The 17,061-nt window shown below is 63.7% G+C and carries 18 protein-coding genes; 8 read left to right on the forward strand and 10 right to left on the reverse strand.

The annotated features are described in order from the left end of the window. Positions 1-33 precede the first annotated feature (33 nt). Positions 34-2,127: a hypothetical protein gene (locus tag Mgrana_RS11005; RefSeq protein WP_119357665.1), complete on the reverse strand. Its 2,094-nt coding sequence runs from the start codon at positions 2,125-2,127 to the stop codon at positions 34-36. A gap of 109 nt (positions 2,128-2,236) precedes the next feature. Here Mgrana_RS11005 and Mgrana_RS11010 point away from each other — a divergent pair, with 109 nt between their 5' ends. From Mgrana_RS11010 to Mgrana_RS11025, 4 genes are all read left to right on the forward strand, one after another. After that, positions 2,237-3,097: a dihydrodipicolinate synthase family protein gene (locus Mgrana_RS11010; RefSeq protein ID WP_119357679.1), complete on the forward strand. Its 861-nt coding sequence runs from the start codon at positions 2,237-2,239 to the stop codon at positions 3,095-3,097. A gap of 60 nt (positions 3,098-3,157) precedes the next feature. Next, a complete protein-coding gene (locus Mgrana_RS11015) occupies positions 3,158-3,937 on the forward strand; it encodes a hypothetical protein (RefSeq protein ID WP_119357666.1) in 780 nt (259 codons plus the stop codon). Positions 3,938-4,035: 98 nt separating this feature from the next. After that, complete coding sequence (locus Mgrana_RS11020; RefSeq protein WP_119357667.1) at positions 4,036-5,085, forward strand: Mrp/NBP35 family ATP-binding protein; 1,050 nt, start codon at positions 4,036-4,038, stop codon at positions 5,083-5,085. Positions 5,086-5,092: 7 nt separating this feature from the next. Continuing rightward, entirely contained in the window at positions 5,093-5,725 is a 633-nt protein-coding gene (locus Mgrana_RS11025) for a helix-turn-helix transcriptional regulator (protein ID WP_119357668.1), read from the forward strand. Here Mgrana_RS11025 and Mgrana_RS11030 read toward each other — a convergent pair. The 6 genes from Mgrana_RS11030 to deoC all read right to left on the reverse strand — a co-directional run bounded on the left by Mgrana_RS11030 (position 5,722) and on the right by deoC (position 11,048). Continuing rightward, positions 5,722-6,489: a sulfite exporter TauE/SafE family protein gene (locus Mgrana_RS11030; protein WP_119357669.1), complete on the reverse strand. Its 768-nt coding sequence runs from the start codon at positions 6,487-6,489 to the stop codon at positions 5,722-5,724. The two genes, Mgrana_RS11025 and Mgrana_RS11030, sit on opposite strands and share 4 nt — an antisense overlap. Before the next feature lie 46 nt (positions 6,490-6,535). Beyond that, positions 6,536-8,293 carry a penicillin-binding transpeptidase domain-containing protein gene (locus Mgrana_RS11035; protein WP_119357670.1) on the reverse strand — a complete coding sequence of 586 codons (1,758 nt, stop codon included), beginning with the start codon at positions 8,291-8,293 and terminating at the stop codon, positions 6,536-6,538. Continuing rightward, entirely contained in the window at positions 8,286-8,765 is a 480-nt protein-coding gene (gene mreD / locus Mgrana_RS11040; protein WP_119357671.1) for a rod shape-determining protein MreD, read from the reverse strand. Before mreD ends, Mgrana_RS11035 begins: the two co-directional genes overlap by 8 nt. A gap of 108 nt (positions 8,766-8,873) precedes the next feature. Beyond that, on the reverse strand, positions 8,874-9,665 hold the full coding sequence (gene mreC / locus Mgrana_RS11045) for a rod shape-determining protein MreC (protein ID WP_119357672.1): 792 nt from the start codon (positions 9,663-9,665) through the stop codon (positions 8,874-8,876). Further along, the gene (locus Mgrana_RS11050; RefSeq protein ID WP_240631340.1) at positions 9,662-10,261 is read right to left on the reverse strand and encodes a Maf family protein; all 600 of its coding nucleotides are present in this window, start codon (positions 10,259-10,261) and stop codon (positions 9,662-9,664) included. Before Mgrana_RS11050 ends, mreC begins: the two co-directional genes overlap by 4 nt. A 127-nt stretch (positions 10,262-10,388) precedes the next feature. Next, positions 10,389-11,048, reverse strand: coding sequence for a deoxyribose-phosphate aldolase (gene deoC / locus Mgrana_RS11055; RefSeq protein ID WP_119357673.1), 660 nt, complete (start codon positions 11,046-11,048; stop codon positions 10,389-10,391). Between the two features lie 115 nt (positions 11,049-11,163). Between deoC and Mgrana_RS11060 the strand changes: the two genes are divergently transcribed. Beyond that, complete coding sequence (locus Mgrana_RS11060; protein ID WP_119357674.1) at positions 11,164-11,814, forward strand: TetR/AcrR family transcriptional regulator; 651 nt, start codon at positions 11,164-11,166, stop codon at positions 11,812-11,814. A 29-nt stretch (positions 11,815-11,843) separates the two neighbouring features. Here Mgrana_RS11060 and Mgrana_RS11065 read toward each other — a convergent pair whose 3' ends face one another. Further along, complete coding sequence (locus Mgrana_RS11065; RefSeq protein ID WP_119357675.1) at positions 11,844-12,890, reverse strand: response regulator; 1,047 nt, start codon at positions 12,888-12,890, stop codon at positions 11,844-11,846. Positions 12,891-12,977: 87 nt separating this feature from the next. Further along, complete coding sequence (ruvB, locus tag Mgrana_RS11070; protein ID WP_119357676.1) at positions 12,978-13,997, reverse strand: Holliday junction branch migration DNA helicase RuvB; 1,020 nt, start codon at positions 13,995-13,997, stop codon at positions 12,978-12,980. A gap of 122 nt (positions 13,998-14,119) precedes the next feature. Between ruvB and Mgrana_RS11075 the strand changes: the two genes are divergently transcribed. Continuing rightward, positions 14,120-14,791, forward strand: coding sequence for a TapB family protein (locus Mgrana_RS11075; protein ID WP_119357677.1), 672 nt, complete (start codon positions 14,120-14,122; stop codon positions 14,789-14,791). On the opposite strand, the gene tsaD is transcribed toward Mgrana_RS11075, so the two are convergent. After that, positions 14,769-15,755: a tRNA (adenosine(37)-N6)-threonylcarbamoyltransferase complex transferase subunit TsaD gene (gene tsaD, locus Mgrana_RS11080; RefSeq protein ID WP_119357678.1), complete on the reverse strand. Its 987-nt coding sequence runs from the start codon at positions 15,753-15,755 to the stop codon at positions 14,769-14,771. The genes Mgrana_RS11075 and tsaD overlap by 23 nt on opposite strands. Before the next feature lie 78 nt (positions 15,756-15,833). On the opposite strand from tsaD, the gene Mgrana_RS11085 reads away from it, so the two are divergent. Both Mgrana_RS11085 and Mgrana_RS11090 read left to right on the forward strand, forming a co-directional pair. Further along, positions 15,834-16,742: an AAA family ATPase gene (locus Mgrana_RS11085; RefSeq protein WP_240631341.1), complete on the forward strand. Its 909-nt coding sequence runs from the start codon at positions 15,834-15,836 to the stop codon at positions 16,740-16,742. A gap of 4 nt (positions 16,743-16,746) precedes the next feature. Continuing rightward, on the forward strand, positions 16,747-17,061 hold a 315-nt coding region (locus Mgrana_RS11090), incomplete at its 3' end, for a DUF58 domain-containing protein (RefSeq protein WP_147371294.1).

Genomic DNA, 17,061 nt, shown 5'->3' on the forward strand with positions numbered 1-17,061 from the left:
TCAGTATAAGGGCCTAAATAAAATTGGGCTCCATCAGGCCGGGCCGGCCTCCTGGGGCCCCCGTCGCCCCCGCTGGGCCGTTTGTCCCAACAGGGTAAACCATAGGATCAAATGCAATAGCAGGACCGCCGCAGCCAGCCAGACCCCCCCAGGATTGCCACTGCGCCATAGCCAAATCCCGGCGGCGAAGGCCAGCAGCAAGATAACCCCCCAGCCCTGGCCAAACCATGGACTGCCCGGCACGAAAAGCTGTACCCCCCGCTGCCAGGCCAGTTTGCGGATCGCGCCGCTGGGGCGCGGCAAGAAGAAACACAACACGTGGTACAAGGCCAGGATCAAGACCAGGGCCGCGACCACCCAAGCCAAGGTCGGGTTGGACCACAGGGGGAGCTCCCGCCAGGTAGCGGGGAAATCGGTTTTCAGGCTTTGCAGGTTGGACCAGGCTATGGACACCGCAATGATCCTGGGGGTGGGCACGCCCTCTCGTGGAACCCCGGCCCCACGGTACACCGCGCTCCACAAGTCCCCGCCCACCCCGATCGCCTCCCGGGCTGCCCCTGAGTCTGGGGCTTGCCGGAAGGCCGCAGCGATTGCGCTGGGGGTGCCGCGCCCCAGCAGTACGTAGGTCCAGGGGGGGGCCGCAGCGTAGAGCCGTTTGGACTCCTCGGGGCTGTCCTTGGCCAGGGCATAGGCCAGCAGACCCTGCACCGGGCCAGTGTTGGGCAGGCCGCGGAGGGTTTGTTGGGCAGCCAACGAACGCAGGGTGCCCCGGGTTAGGCTATCCTGAGCCGCCAAGCCCTCGGAGCGCAGGGCGAAGCTCCAGGCCAAGAACGCCAGCACCGTGAGGAGAAACAACACCAGCAGCAACAGCCGCTCTCCGAAGCTGGTATAGGCCAGGGTGCTGTAGCGCAAGCGCAGGAGCGGATGGCGGAACCAACCCAATAGCCAGCCCCCGGCAGGGCGCACCCCCTCGAGCTGCGCTGGGAGGTAGATCGGGGTCAGGTAGATGAGCATCAGAACATATAGCCCCAGCAAAACCCAGGCCAGGGCCCCAATCTGGCTCGAGCCGATGGGGTTTTGCCAGCCCGAAAGCTTGCGCAGCCCCTCCCGGTAACGCTCGGCCAGGTCGGGGCGGCCCTGGGCCTCGAGCCAACCGATCTGCTCCCAAAACACGGCCCGCGCCCCAGGAACCTGAGGCATGTACTTCAGGAAAAACTCTGACCAGGTCAGCGAAGGATCCAGGCCCTGACTATGGGCGCGGCTCACCTGGTTTAGCCATGGGCCCAACCACAGCATCACCCCATTCCCCCAAGCCAACTCGGGGCGGTGTCCCCGCCGCAGTAGATCTTGCCCTACCGCTTCCAAATCGGCAGCGCTGAGGGTGGCGGGGCTACGGGTGAAGTAATACCAGTAGGGCCGCTGCTGCACCGGGAGTAGGTCGGTTTTCCCGGCGGCAGCGAGGGTGTCGAAAAAGTTTTGGATGACCTTCAGGCTTTCCCACCGGCCCTCGTAGGGGCGTCCGCTGAGGGCCGTGAGCGGGAGGCGCCGCCCATCTTCCAGGAGTACTGTGGGCTCAGGGTCGGCCTCGAGCGAGCGTACCTCAGCCGGGGGATAGTACTCGGCCACCAGGGCTGGGCGGCTCAGATCCACTTCAAGCACCAAGGGGCCCTGGGCCAGATAGGCCTGGGTTCCCACCACCCGCGGCCCCATCCAGGTGCCGCTCAATGGCAGCTTCCAATCCCCCACGCTGAGTCCCTCGGGGGTGAGCTGCGGCGTGGGTAGGGCCGGGCTTTGCGGGGATTGGGCGGGGCCGGTGGGCGGGGCCCCTTGAGCTGCGGCTTGTACCTGGGTTTGGGCCTCGACCCGGCCCTGGGGGAGGGCCACGCTGAAGCGATAGCTGCCCGCTTTGGTGGGCGTGAAGTGGGCGACAAAGCTCCCGCCCTCCGCGTTTACCTCGAGCTGCCCGCTGTCGGCCCCGCTGATGGTGAGGGTGTGGTTGCCGGCGGGGAAACCGCTCCCCTGAACCTTCAGATCCTCACCCACCCGGCTTTGAGAAGGTACGCTGAGGCTCTGGCCCAAAGCCCATCCAAGCAGCAGCGCACCACCGAGAACTCGAACCGGAGACATGAGGCCATTGTATATGGGCAACGCGGAATCTCGCCTCGAGGCCAAGGGGTTTTGAAGGGAATGCCAACCGCACGCTGCCTTTGGCCGACCTGGTATGATCCTTGGCGTCATGATCATTCCCCCCTTGCCTACGCCCTTTGACTCCAAAGGCTACCTGGACTCCGAAGCGTTTCGCGCCCTCGCCCAAGCGGTCGAACCCCATGTGGATGGCCTTCTGTTTTACGGTTCGAATGGGGAGGGGGTACACCTCAGCAAGGATGAGCGGAGAGCCGGGCTGGCCGCCCAAAGCCCCACCAAGCCGGTCTGGGTTGGCTTGATGGAGGAGACCCTGGCCCAAGCGCAGGTGGCCTTGGAAGAGGCGGCAGCGCTTGGGGCAAGGTCGCTGGTGACGCCGCCGCGCTACTACGAGTCCCAGCTTGGGACGGAGGGTTTTCTCAACTACTATCGAACCCTGGCCGAGACGGGTAAGGGGGAGATCTGGCTTTACCATGTGCCCCAAAACACCAAAGTGCAGCTACCGTTGCCGGTGATTGCCGAGCTTTCAAAGCACCCGGGGATCACCGGGATCAAAGACTCGAGCGGGGATTTGGCTCGGATGGCCTTCTACGCCTCGCAGAAGCTGAGCCTGGAGTTGTACACCGGCAGTGCCCCCAACTTCCTGGGGGCACTGGCCCTGGGCGCCAAGGGGGGAATTATGGCGGTGGCCAACCTGGCCCCTAAGCCCTACAAGATGCTGCTCTCGGCCTGGCAGGCGGGAAAGATCGCGGAGGCTCAGGCCCTGCAAAACCGCCTCGAGCCCTTTGGGCGGGGCCTGGCCGCGGGGGGGGTGGTTTTGCTGAAGCAAGCCCTGCGGCATCTGGGGTTGCCGGGAGGATACCCAAGGCCGCCCTACGGGGCCGAGAGCCCGGCTTGGGCCAGCTTCAAGCCCATCCTCGAGGAGTTTAGGGCGGAGGGTTGGACGGTCGCCTGAATTTCCTGTATTAAGGCTCGGCTAAGGCGGGGCTCGAGAATTGCCGGTAGGCTAGGGGCCATGAAGCCCTTCTTTTGGCTGGCGTTGTTAGGCTTGGGTCTGAGCGCTTGTGTGCCGCAGGCGGTGCGACCCCAGCCCCCAGCGGTGGAGCTGCTGGGGTTCAATTTGATATCCCTGGATCCCTTTAGCGGTAAGGCGGAATTTGACCTGCGGCTGCGGCTCACCAACCCTAACGCCTACACTCTGCCCCTGCTGGACAGCACCCTCACCGCAGAGCTGGCCGGGGCGCAGTTTCGCCTGGTGCTTCCGGGGATTGAGCTGCCCACATCCTCCCCGCGAGAGGTGCAGGCCCGGCTGATGGTCCCGGTGGCCGAGGGCACCCGTGCGCTCGCCACCCTGGTCTCAGGACAGAGCACGCGCTTTCGGCTGTTGGGGGAGCTGCGGGTTCAACTGGGCCCGGCGACGGTTCCAGTAGGGCCGCTGACCTTTGTGGACCGCGATGTGCGGCTGGAGCTGGCCTTCCAGCCTCCAGCCTTCCGCATTACCGGCCTGAGCCTAGAGGGGACCACCCTGCGGGTGGGGCTCGAAGTGCAAAACCCCAACCCGATCGGTTTTACCTTGAGCGGGCCCCTGCGGGTGCAGGTGGGGGGGCGCAGTGTGGCTGAGGCCAGTCTTAATCTGCCGCTGGCCCCCAAGGGGAGCAGCCGTGGGGAGTTTCGGCTAAGCCTGAACGGGTTTCCAGGGGTGGGGGGGATAAGCCTGGATCTGGGGCTCACCGCCCAGATTCCTGGGATTCTCGAGCAGCCGGTCCACCAGGTGATTCCCGGTTTTCTGCGCTAAGGGGTTGGTTCAAGCCCCGAGCAAAGCGGGAGACCCCACTTCCAATGTGACTTCAGTCCTCTTCCAATGGGCATTTAAGCCCATAATGTGAACACGAGATGAGTCCAGTGACCGAAGCCTCGGTACTCGAGGCCCTACGCAGGGTGAATGATCCCGAGCTGCACAAGGACCTGGTGAGCCTGGGAATGGTAGAGGCAATTGTTGTGGAAGACCGTCGGGTGGGGCTCCGGATCAACCTGACCACCCCGGCTTGTCCGCTCAAGGGCCAGATCGAGCGCGAGATCCAAGCGGCCCTCCGCGCCATCGGCGCAGAGGAGGTCGAGGTGGAGTTCAAGGCCCAGGTGCGTCCGGCCCAGACCACCGCCATCTCGGGCGTGAAGTACATCGTGGCGGTGGCTTCGGGCAAGGGAGGGGTGGGGAAAAGTACGGTCTCGGCGAACCTGGCCGTTGCTCTGGCCTTAGAAGGGGCCAAGGTGGGGCTTTTGGACGCGGACATCTACGGCCCTTCCCAGGCCCAGATGTTTGGGGTTCAGGCGGAGCGGATCCGGGTGAATGAGTCCAAACAGATGCTCCCGCTGGAGCGCCACGGCATCAAGCTGCTTTCCATAGCCAACTTGATTCCCCCCGGTCAGGCCATGATCTGGCGGGGCCCCATCTTGCACGGAACCATCAAGCAATTCCTCAGCGAGGTGGCCTGGGGTGAGCTAGACTACTTGATCGTGGACCTGCCGCCCGGCACCGGCGATGTGCAGCTTTCGCTGGCCCAACTGGCCAAGCTCTCCGGTGCGGTGATCGTGACCACCCCACAGGACGTAGCCCGGATTGATGCGGAGCGGGCCTTGGATGGGTTCAAGAAGGTGCAGGTGCCAATCCTGGGGGTGGTGGAGAACATGTCTTGGCTCGAGCAAGGGGGTTCCCGCATCCACCTATTTGGGCAGGGGGGTGGGCGGCGGATGGCCGAGGCCCACAAGACCGCGTTTTTGGGGGAAATCCCTCTGGCTGTGGCGGTGCGCGAAGGCGGGGACGCGGGGGTTCCGGTCGTGATCGGGGCTCCAGACTCAGCAGAGGCCCAGGCCCTGCGGGGGATTGCCCGCAATCTGGCCGGGCAGCTTTCGGTGCAGTCGTACCTGTTCCTCCCGATGACATAGGTGGGGTATGGCACTGGGCATGGGGGAGACCAAACATCGCATCCTCGAGCGCTTGCGCTCCAAGGCCTCTTGTGCGCACGACCTGGCTTCGAACCTGGGGATCAGCAAGGTGGCGGTGCATCGTCACCTGGAAGCCCTCGAGCGCGAGGGCTTGGTGCGCTCCCACACCGAGAAGCACGAGGGGCGCGGACGGCCCAAGCAGGTTTTTGTGGCGGTGGACGAGCAGGCCCAGTACGCCCGGATGTGTGACGATATCCTGACCCACCTGCGCGACCTGTTTGGTAGCGAGGGGGTGCTGGGGGTGCTCTCGCGGCGCAACGCCAAGCTGCTCGGGGAGCTGGCCCCCCAGCTCGAGGGGCTGCCCCTGGAGGAAAAGCTGGCCCGGCTCAGCGAGTTTCTCAGCCAGCAGGGATACCATGCCCATCATTACCAAGAAGGAGAGTTCTGGTACCTAGAGCAGAAGAGCTGTCCGAAACTGGCCCTCTCGAGCCAGCATGGCGAGCTGTGCCTGGCCGAGCTCGAGATGTACCAAAAGCTGCTGGGGGTACTGATCGTGCGCGAGGAACGCATTGCGGCTGGGGGGAAGTGCTGCCGTTACCGCATAGGGGGGAAAACCCCTAACCCGTCACGGGTGGCCTAGGCTTCCATCTCAACCACCGGGGGCTTGGCTTGAACGTAGCGCAGCGCGGTCCAGACCAGAACGATCGCAAACACCGTGCGCAAGGCCCATTCGGGCAGAAGGTTGGCGATGTTCCCCCCCACAAAGGTGCCCAGTAGCACCCCCAACACCAGTCCCACGATGGCGTTTCTGGCGAAATCTCCGAGCTTGTAGTGGGTATAAGAACCCACGATGGCTGAGGGGATCATGGCCAACAAGCTGCTTCCCTGGGCCACATGCTGCTCGAGCCCGGCCAAGAGCACCATGATGGGCACCATCACCGTACCCCCCCCTACCCCCAGCATGCCCGAGAAAAACCCCGCCAGCCCCCCGGCCAGGAGCAGGGGAACCACATAGAGCCAGCCCTCGGGCCGGGTGGAGACGTGGGGAATCAGAGGCTTCAGCAGGAGCAGCGCCGAGATCACCAGTAAATACCAGCCAAAAAACCGCCGGAGCTTCCACTCCGGCAGGCTGTGGGCGAACTGGGCTCCGAACCGCGCCATGAGCATCGCGGTGGAAGCCGCAATCAGGCCAGCCACCCAGTCCACCGTGCCGTGCAGCCCGTAGGTGATGGCCCCGGTGATCGCGGTGAAGATCACCATGACCAGGCTGGTAGCGGTAGCGGTGTGCTGCGAGATCCGGAGAAAATGGGTCATCAGCGGTACGGCGATCACCCCACCGCCAAGCCCAGCCAGCCCACCAAAAACGCCCGCGGCCAACCCGATCCAGAGACTTACCCAGTTCATAGGCCTGGTTATACCACGAACCCCAGATTTTAGATTCAAACTCGGCTCATCTCGAGGCCTCTCCCGCAGCGAGGTTCCAGTATGCGCTCATCACCTTTTTGACCGCGGGTAGGGCCACATCATAACCGCCGCCGGAATTCTCGAAGAAAGCCACCACCACCAGGGGGGGATGGGGGTCGCTGGGATCGGTGGGGCCATATCCCATATACCAGCCGTGCTCATTGCCGAGCTTCTTCCCTGGGGTCTCGGCGGTGCCGGTTTTTCCGCCGGTAGGAACTGGGAAATTACCCAACAGCGGTTGGGCGGTACCCCAGGTCACGGTTTTGCGCATGCCATCTTTTAGGTCTTGCCAATGGGTGCCCGAGACCTGGGTAAACCGAGGGGCTTTAACCTGATTCCCGATGGAATAGACCAGGTGGAATTCCGGCTGCCGCCCGTTTTCCACGATGGTGCTGAGCATCCGAGCAATCTGTACCGGGGTGACCTGATTGGAGCCTTGCCCAATAAAGATGCTGAGGGTCTCGCCGGGATACCAGGTGGGTTCTGCCTTGTTGGTTCGGCGCTTCCACTCCAGGGTCGGTATCAGCCCGGTTCCCTCGGCGATCTCGAGGCCGGTCGGTCGCCCGACCCCCAGCTCATTGGCCCGCTTGGCCAGCTTATCCACCATCCCGATGGGGTCGAGCAGCGCGGCCTGGTAATACCAGGTGTTGCAGCTTTGGGCGATGGCCTCTTTGACGGTAAAAGGCCCCCAGTTGCGCGGGCTCCAGTTTCGGCGGATCCCCCCGAAAACGATGTAAGGGGTGCAGTTGAAGGTGGTGTTGGCGGTGACGTACCCGTCCTCGAGCAGCATGCTGCTGGTGACCAGCTTGTAGGTTGAGCCTGGGGCATAGGGCAGCACCGCGCGGTTGAGGGTGGGCTGATACTTATCGGTAAAGAGGGCCTTGATCTGATCTATAGGCCGGGGTCGTCGCCCGAAGAGGTTGGGATCGAAGGCCGGATTGGTGACCATCGCCAGAACCTCACCGTTCTCGGGATTGACCGCCACGATGGCCCCTCTGGCTTGGGTTACGGTAGGCAGGCCGTGCTGGCTGCGAACCCGATTGATGTCGTCCAGGGCCTCCTGAGCGGCTTTTTGTGCGACCCGCTGCAGGTTCAGGTCCAGGGTGAGCCGCACGTCTTGACCGGCGACCGGGGGCTTGATCTCCTCGACCCGCACCCGCTGACCTCGAGCGTTGACCTCGCTGAGCCGGATGCCTTTGGTGCCGCGCAGGTAGGGCTCGAGGGCCGCCTCGAGCCCAGCCGCACCCACCAGTTCTGCGGGATCATACCCATCTTTGACCTGTTCCGGACTGGGGAGCGCGGTATACCCGATGACCGGCCCGGCAATCGGATTGGGATAAACCCGCTCCATCCGCTCGACCAACTGCAGGTTGGGTTCTCCAGCGGTGAGCTCGGCCAGGGTTGGAATCAGGGCTTCGGGCACGTTGACCATCAGGTCTACCGGCTCCCCCTTGACCTTAGGCAGCTCCTTTAGGCCGATCAGGGCCAGGACACGATCCTTGAACAAGATGTCCCCGCCCTTGTACTTAAGATCTACAGCCAGGCGGTTGGTGGCGATCACCTTCCCGTTGCGATCCAGGATGCGCCCACGGGGAGCAAGGCTGGCCTCGGTACGCAGGTAGTTGCCTTGGCTTCGGGTGGCGTACTGCTCATACTGGATCACCTGAAGCTGCCACAGCCGTCCCACGAACAGCAGCAGCACCGCATAGACCAGTCCCAGCAGAATCCAGATGCGATTATTCACGCCTCAGCCCCGTAAACAGTCGCCCATACCGGGCGATGATGGGCAGACCCAGCAACACGGTCAGCACCATCTCTGAGAGCATAACCGGCCACAGGGTGAGAGGGTTGAAGGAGCCCAACTTGAGCCAAAAGGCGATCAGCAAATATCCAGCCCACTTGGCCAGAAAACTGCCCACCAGTACCACCAGTTGCCCGGCCAGCTCATCCCAGTGAACCAGCCGGGTCAGCCGGTAATAAGCGTAGGCCGCAAACAGCAACCCGACCGCATGCAGTCCGGGATACCCGGCGGAGAGCAGGTCCTGTATGATCCCTACCCCAAACGCCAGGGGTAAACCCACAAATGGGGAAACCCCGGTGATCGCCAGCAGTGTGGCCAGGTAGATCAGGTCTGGAGGGGCTATCACCTCCCCCAGTAGCCCGGAAAGGAAAGCCTGGAGAATGAAGGCCAGAACGAACAGCAAGACTATGCGCATAGATGAGGGGTATGGATTCAGGATCCAAGGATTAGACGGGGGGCAGTCTTCATAAGGGGTACAGCAGGGGCCTACCTGCAGTGGCATTTCGGGCCATAAGGCCTGCCTTCACAGCGGCTTGAGCACCTGGACTTCTTCCAAAAGGGAGAACTCGACCGCAGGCTGTACCATCACCACCTGCTTGAGGGCCCCAGCCGCCATCGGTTTCACCTCGGTGACGGTTCCCACCGTGAGGCCTGCGGGGTATAGCCCTTGCAAGGCTCCAGAGACCACCTTGTCTCCCACCTTGACCTTGGCCTCGGGGGAGAGCTCGACCCGCAGCATCCGAGGGGGGGCACCGTAGGCGATACCCCGGCCTGGGGTGTTGGCCAGCCGGATCCCCACCCGCGACTCGGGATCCAAGAGGGTACGAACCACGGCCCCGTTGGGGCTTACATCGGTGATCACCCCCACCAGGCCCGCGGCGGTGGTCACCGGCATTCCTACCCGCAGCCCTTGCTTGCTTCCGGCTCCCAGGTAGAGCCGATGGTAAAACCCTGAAGGATCATCATCCAGCACCGGGGCTACATAGACCACCCCCACCCCCTGAGCACTCTGTACCCGCAGGGTGGACTTAAGCTGGCGATTTTCCAGCACCAGGCGTTGATTTTCTTGCTTGAGCGCCTGGAGCTCAGCCAGCATTTGGCGCTGGGTCTCGCGCAGATCCCGCCGGTCGAAGAGGGCGGCTAGGGCGGCGCGAACGTTTTGCCCGAAGCGATAGGAAAAGCCGAACAGGGGTGCGGTACGGGCGGCGAATTCTCCGGGTAGGGTGGGGGCGTTCTGCCGGGTTAGGGTCGCGAGCAACACCCCTAGCAGCAGCAAGGCAATCAACAGGGTACGGCGCAGGAGGGTTTCGCTCACCGGGCCCCTCCGAAGTATCCCAGCTCCGTGAGCCGCTCCCACACCCGGCTTACTGGCAGGCCCATCACGGTGTAGAAGTCTCCCCGCAGCCCCTCCAGAAGCACCATCCCCAGCCCTTGGGCTCCATACCCTCCGGCCTTGTCGAGCCCTTCGCCGCTTTCCACGTACCACTGGATTTCCCAGGGGGTGAGCCGGCGAAAGATCACCTCGGCCTCTGCTACGGTGGAGTGCAACTCTCCCCGGGGAATCACGATGGAAACCCCAGTGTAGACGACGTGACTGCGGCCTGAGAGCTGCTCGAGGAAACGCCGGTTTTCCTGAGCATTGGCGGGTTTGCCCAGTACAGCGCCTTCCAAAGCCACCACAGTATCGGCTGCCAGCACCCATTCCCCCGCTTTCCAGACCGCTTTGGCCTTCTCTTGAGCCAGGGCTCGAGCCATCTGAGCCGGGGGGAGATGGGCCAGGGTGGTCTCGTCGAGGTTGGCCGGGCAGGCGCGGAACGGCAGGCCAAGCCGGCGGAGCAGCTCGGCCCGGCGGGGGCTTGCGGAAGCCAGCACCAGCGGGGGGAGATCTGAAAGGGAAGGGGGCGGGTTCACCGAACCTCCCGGAGGCTAAGGCAGAAGCGAGGACTCATGGCAACTAAACCCCAATCGAAGTTGGGCCGGGGATGGCTTGACCCCCAACCCTACGTCCCCCCAGTTTATCCTGATCGGAGTTTGCCGGTCAGTAACCGCTGGTTTGCCCACCCTGCACCAACACCACCCCGCTCGAGGTCCCCAGTCGCTCGGCTCCGGCTTCGATCATGGCCCAGGCCGTCTGGGGGTCACGCACCCCACCGGCGGCCTTGATCTTGGCCCGGCCCCGGGCCACCGCGCTGAGCAACCGCACATCCTCGAGGCTGGCCCCGCGCGGGCCGAAGCCGGTGGAGGTTTTGAGAAAGTCCGCACCCCCAGCGATGGCCGCTTCAGCCGCGTTGCGAATCTCCCCCTCGTCCAGATAACCGGTCTCGAGGATGGTTTTGAGCACATGTCCGGGCACTGCCTCGCGCACCGCCCGGACATCGGCTTCTATGGCTTTCCAGTCGTGGGCCTTGGCCTGCCCAAGGTGAATTACCATGTCCAGCTCATCCGCACCCAAGGCGGCCATCTGGGCGGCCTCGAGGGCCTTGGTGGCGCTCAAGGAGACCCCCTGGGGGAAGCCGATCACGCTGACCACCTTGACCGCCGAGGCCTGGAGCTCGAGCCGGGCCTGCCGCACCCAGGAGGGCTGCACGCATACCGCAAAAAATCCGTACTGCACCGCCTCAGCGCACAAGGCATGGATCTCAGCCAGGGTGGCGGTGGGTTTGAGCAGGGTTTGATCGATATAAGAGGCTAAGTTCACAGCCTCTATCCTACGGCCAAATATGGAGATTGGGGCGGGCTAGGCCTTTTCAGTCCCCTAAACCCTGTTCAAATAGTGATTGGCAGAACAAGACAGACTCCGGTACAATTCAGCCATGCTCAGCCTTCGGGAGCGACAAAAACAACGCCGCCGCGACCGCATTTTTCGTACGGCCATTGCCCTGTTTCGGGAGAAGGGTTTTCAGGAGACCACCGCCACCGATATCGCCAAGGCCTCGCATGTGAGCCGGGGGACATTTTTCAACTACTACCCCTATAAGGAAGCGGTGCTGCTGGACTTCGGCGCGCAGATGTTGGCGGAGCTGCGGGAGGCGGCCATGGCGGAGCTGGCCCAGGGGGATCCACCGCTGGACGTGCTTCACCGCCTATGGGAGCGCTTGGCCGAGATGAGTGAGCGGGAGCGTGGGTTGCTCTCGCCCCTGGCCTATGAGTTTTTGAATCCCGACCCCAAGCGGGCCAAGGCGGCCTTTGAGGCCTTGCTGCTGGGCGACTTGATCGCTGATATTCTGCGCCCTTTGAAGCTGCGCAAGCGCTTGCGGGAGGACATGTCTTTGGAGCGCATCTCGCGCTCGTTGGCGGATGTCTACCTGTTGGCCTTTTTGCGCTGGGCCAGCTATGTGCCGGGCCGTAGCCTCAAGGACGAGATGATGAAGTTTCTCGACCTGCTGATGGAAGGGGCCATCAGCCGCAGCATTCGCCGCACCAAGATCACCCGGGTCAGCGCTTTGGCTCGAGCGGAGGGCTAGCCGAGCCGTGGAGCCCCTGAAGGGGTGCCCTAGGTCACCCGCTTGATCACCGCCAGGGCCTCGAGCACATCGGCTTCGGAAAAAGGCTTGGGGATATGGGTGAGGCGCAGGGGGCGCACGAACAACCCCCTGGGGGGGGTGTCGGAGAGCGTCCAAATCGGCACAAAGCGCCCATTGGTTAGCCTGCGAATTTGGCGGGCTCGCTCGGCAAGGGCCTCCCCCTCGAGCAGAACCCCTTGGGGTTTGAGGCCTTCGATCATCCGCTTGGCGCTCTCCAGATCCTGGGGCAGGAGCACCCGGTAACGGGCCCGCTCGAGGGTCACCAGCAGCAGGCGGCGGATCAGCATCGAGTCGGAGAGCACCAGGATCAGGGGATCCTGCGGGCGAACCTCCGCCTCGCGCAAGAGGCCCCGGCTGGTCAGCTCGTAGAGCACGTGATAGACCTGCTCCTCGGGAAGGTCGCACTCCAGCGCGATGGATTTGGCCCGTTTTAGGCCATCCACGCGCTCGAGCACACTCCAGGCATCCGAGGAGAGGGTGTGGCGGGTGGGGTCCCCCACCAGTTGCAGCACTGCTTCCGGCTCGACCCGGCCCCGCATCCACTCGTCGAGCCGCCGCAGCGACTCGATCAGCATGGTGCTGGTGTCCGCCACCCCTGGCAGCAAGACCTGCGAGGCGTTTACCGACACCGGCTCGAGCAGAATCTCCCCCTCGCGCTGCCCCAGCAGGGTGGCCAGGGCCTCGAGAATTTGCGCATGCAACACATCATTGAGCTCGTCTTCGGTGATGAGCCCTTCCTGCAGGGCGAGGTGACCCAGAGGGGTTCCAGGGTTCTCCTGCTGCTGCATGCGCACCAGCTTCTGAACCTGCTCCAGGGTGAGGTAGTCAAAGCGCACCAGGTATTCCCCCAGATGGGGCCCCGGCACCGTTTGCACGTAGGCCATCCGCCCTTCGCGCAGGTGAATTCGGCCCTTGGCCTCGCGGGCCTCGATGCTGATGGTGGCGCTTTTCTTGTTGCTCTCGAGACTGCGCAGCAGATCCCCTAGTTCGATCTCACCAATGCTGGCCCGAATCATAGCTCCCTGGCTGTACCATCTTATGCCAGGGCGTTTCCAGAGTGGGTTTATATGGGGCCCCACCCGGCCCAGCGGGGGAAGCGGGGCTCACTCGCTGCCCTTCAGGGTTCGCGCCCACTCCTCGAGCAGCCGGGGTTGCTCAGGCAGGGGATACCCCAGATGCTCATAAGCCCGCTCGGTGGCCTGCCGACCTCGAGGGGTGCGCTTCAGCAGCCCGAGCTGGATCAGGTAGGGTTCGTGGACCTCCTCCAGGGTTTGCGGGTCCTCGGAAAGCGCGGTGGCCAGCGTGTCCAACCCCACCGGCCCCCCGGCGAAGCGCTCGATCAGGGTTTGGAGGATTACCCGATCCCGCCGCTCCAGGCCCAGGGCGTCCAGCCCCAGGGCATCCAAGGCCTCTCGGGCTCGAGCGGTGCTGATGCGCGGCTCACGGGCCACTTCAGCGAAATCGCGCACCCGGCGGAACAAGCGCTTGGCGATGCGCATGGTGCCCCGAGAGCGGTGCCCAATCTCCAGAGCCGCTTCGGGCTCAATCTCGAGCTCGACCAGTCGGGCGTCGCGCTGTACACCCAAGGCAAGCTCGTCCTCGGTGTAGAACTCCAGGTGCTCGATGATGCCAAAGCGGCTGCGCAGCGGGCCGGAGATCAGGCCGGGGCGGGTGGTGGCCCCAATCAAGGTGAAGCGGGGCAGATCCAGGCGCAGGGTGCGGGCGGCCGGGCCTTGACCGATCACGATGTCAATTTTAAAGTCCTCCATCGCGGGGTAGAGGTGCTCCTCCGCCGCGGTGGAGAGGCGGTGAATCTCGTCAATAAAGAGGATATCCCCCTCCTCGAGGGAATTGGTGACGATGGCGGCGAGATCCCCCGGCTTCTCAATCGCGGGGCCGCTGGTAACGCGGATATTCACCCCCAGCTCGTTGGCAATCACGTGGGCCAGCGTGGTCTTGCCCAACCCAGGCGGGCCAAACAGCAGCATGTGATCGAGGGGCTCCTCGCGGTTTTTAGCGGCCTGTAAATAAATCTGGAGTTTTTCTTTGAGCCGCTTCTGGCCCACGTACTCCTCGAGGCGGCGCGGTCTGAGGGTGATATCGCCTTCCACGTTTCCCATCATAACGCTTCTGTAAAAAACATAACGAATTGGGGCCTGGCCGATTGTGACCGCAAGCGGCCAACCGGGGTTTCCTTTCTAACCCTCCTAGGCTTTTTAGCCCCTAAGATGTCGAGGTGTGGAAGATGATACTGGGAATTTGGCTGCTGGGTGCGTTGGCCCAGGCCCAGCTCTGCGACCAGCCGTTTTCTCCGGCTCGAGCGGGCTGGGAATGGCAGTACCGGATCAGCGGTGAGCACAACCTGACCTACTCGGTGCGTAAAACCCAGCTCACCGACTCTGGATACGTCCTGCTTCAGCAGAGCCCGGATCGGCGGCAGGAGTCGCGCTTTCGCTGCACCCCTGAGGGGATTGTACCGACCGACTTTGGTGGGGGCGGGATTACCGGTCGCAGCGGGGGAGATTTCGATGCCAACATCAAGATCCTGGATGTCAAGGGGGTACAGATCCCCGATTACGATACTTGGGTGGTGGGGGGCGGCTGGAAGTACGTCTTAACCCTGGGGGGGACTGCCCAGCAGGGGCCCCTGCGCTTCAATGTGGAAGGCAACATTGAAGCCGATCACCGCATCGTAGCCCTGGAAGCCATCACGGTGCCGGCAGGCCGGTTCACCGCCTATAAGGTGCAGATCACCACCCAGTTCCGGGTGGTGGGGAAAGCCGGTCCTATTGGTTTTCCCTTCAACCGAACCTTCGAGAGCACGGCTTGGTACGTAGAAGGGGTAGGGCTGGTGAAGACGGTATCCGGAAAGGACACCACCGAGCTCCTGTCGCTCAACAAGTCGGCTCGTCCATAGTCAAGGGGAGATAGGGTTGTGCGGGCACCTGCAGGGCACTGCCCTGACCCCTCCAGGTGTGCCCAGCGGCCAGGGCGATCATCGCGCCGTTGTCGGTGGCGAGGCCCGGAGGGGGGAAGAGCAACCGAAGCCCCGCGGCCTGCAGCCGCGCCCTCAGCGCTGAGTTTTGGGCCACCCCGCCGGCCACCAGCAGGGTGGAGTGCCCGTGGCTTTTAGCCGCCCGCACCACCACAGAGGCCAGGTGTTCCACCGCTACCCGCTGAAACGCAGCCGCGATATCGGCTCGAGCGTAGCCCTTTTCCAAAGCCCGGGCCACCGCGGTTTTGAGCCCGGAAAAGCTGAAAGCCAGACCGCTTTGGTCCTTGAGCGGGAGGCTCAGAGGGACGCTTTGGGGATTGCCCTCTCGAGCCAGGCGTTCGATCTCTGGTCCCCCAGGGTATCCCAGGCCCAGCAGCCGGGCCACTTTGTCGAAGGCCTCGCCTGCGGCGTCGTCCATGGTCGCACCGAGGAGCTGATACTGCCCCCAAGCCCTAACCTCGAACAGGTGGGTATGCCCTCCGGAGGCTACCAGCGCCAAAAAGGGCGGGGTGACCTCGGGATGCTCGGCCAAGGCCGCGTAGAGGTGGCCCTCGAGGTGATGCACGGCCACAAAGGGTTTATCCAGGGCAAACGCCAAGCCTTTGCCATAGGTATATCCCACCAATAAAGCCCCGATGAGCCCAGGTCCTTTGGTGGCGGCAACCAGGTCGAGGTCGTGTACCGAGATTCCGGCCTCCTGAAGAGCGGTCTGCACCAATGGGTCTATCACCCGGGTATGCTCTCGTGAGGCCAGCTCCGGCACAACCCCGCCGTGCCGCTGATGCAGCAGGGTTTGTGAAGCCACCCGGTTCGATACGACCCGGTCATCGCGTACCACCCCTACCCCAGTATCGTCGCAGGAGGTGTCAATGCCGAGGATCCACATCGCCCCATTGTCGAGGCTGTGGCCCCAAGTGTCGAGGGGGACAGGTTTCATTCGGCTGGCCCAGGGTATATTCAAACCGTGAGCGAAGCCCGCGCCCTGTTGCTGAGTTTGGAAGCCTCGCTGTCCTCGGTGTTGTTTGGTCAGGAGCGGGTGATTCGTGAGCTGCTGGCCACGGCGGTGGCTGGGGGGCATGCCCTTTTGGAGGGGCTCCCAGGATTGGGAAAAACCCTCTTGGCCAAGGCCTTCGCTCAGGCTTCCGGTTTGAGCTATCGCCGCATCCAGTTCACCCCGGATCTGCTGCCAGCGGACGTGACCGGAACGGAGATCCTCGAGGGGAGTGGGTTTGTGTTTCGGCCGGGGCCCCTGTTTGCCCAGGTGGTTCTGGCCGATGAGATCAATCGAGCCACCCCCAAAACCCAATCGGCCCTGCTGGAGGCCATGCAGGAGGGAGGGGTTACGGTCAGCGGGATACGGCATCCTCTGCCGGAGCCCTTTTTGGTGCTGGCCACCCAAAACCCGCTCGAGCTCGAGGGCACCTACCCCTTGCCCGAGGCCCAGCTCGACCGCTTCATGACCAAGATTCGGGTTCAAGCCCCGCCCAGGGCGGTCTGGGTGCGGATTCTCTCTGAAGAACCGGCTTCTCCTCAGACGGTGGTGGGCCTGGACTGGGCTGCGGCCAAAGCCGACGGGGCCAAGGTGGTGGTGAGCCAGCCGATTCTGGAGGCCATTGCCAATACCGCTCAGCTCGCTTCGGAGGAGCGCCACCTGCGAATGGGGCTCTCGCCTCGAGGGGCCAAAGCCTGGCTGGCCCTGGCCCGCAGCCTGGCCTATCTGGCTGGCCGTGCGCACCTGGACTGGGAGGATCTGCGCTCGGCGGCCCTGCCGGCGCTGTCGCACCGCCTGCTCTTGACCGAGGAGGCCCAGTTCGAGGGGGTACAGGTGGAATCCCTTCTCCAAGACCTGCTGCGCCGCACCATGCCCAAATAGGGGTATGACCCGCTACCGTATTCGCACCCGCCCCACCCAGCCCTTCGCTGGGGAGCGGGCGCAGGCCCGTCCAGGGCAGGGGCTCGAGTTTTACGAACTGCGCGGGTACACCCAGGGAGACGAGCCTCGTTTCATTGACTGGCGGGCCTATGCCCGTACCGGGCGGCTGTACACCCGGGTTTTTCAGGCCGAGGTTCCGGCCCGGTTTCTCTTTTTCCTGGATGGCTCACCCAGCATGAGGCTTTGGGGCAAAGCCGAGTATGCCCAAAAGGTGCTGGGGGTATTGGCCAGTGCGGCCAAGTCGGAGGGGGCTTTTTGG

This window comes from Meiothermus granaticius NBRC 107808 (assembly GCF_003574355.1).
GTDB lineage: Bacteria > Deinococcota > Deinococci > Deinococcales > Thermaceae > Meiothermus > Meiothermus granaticius.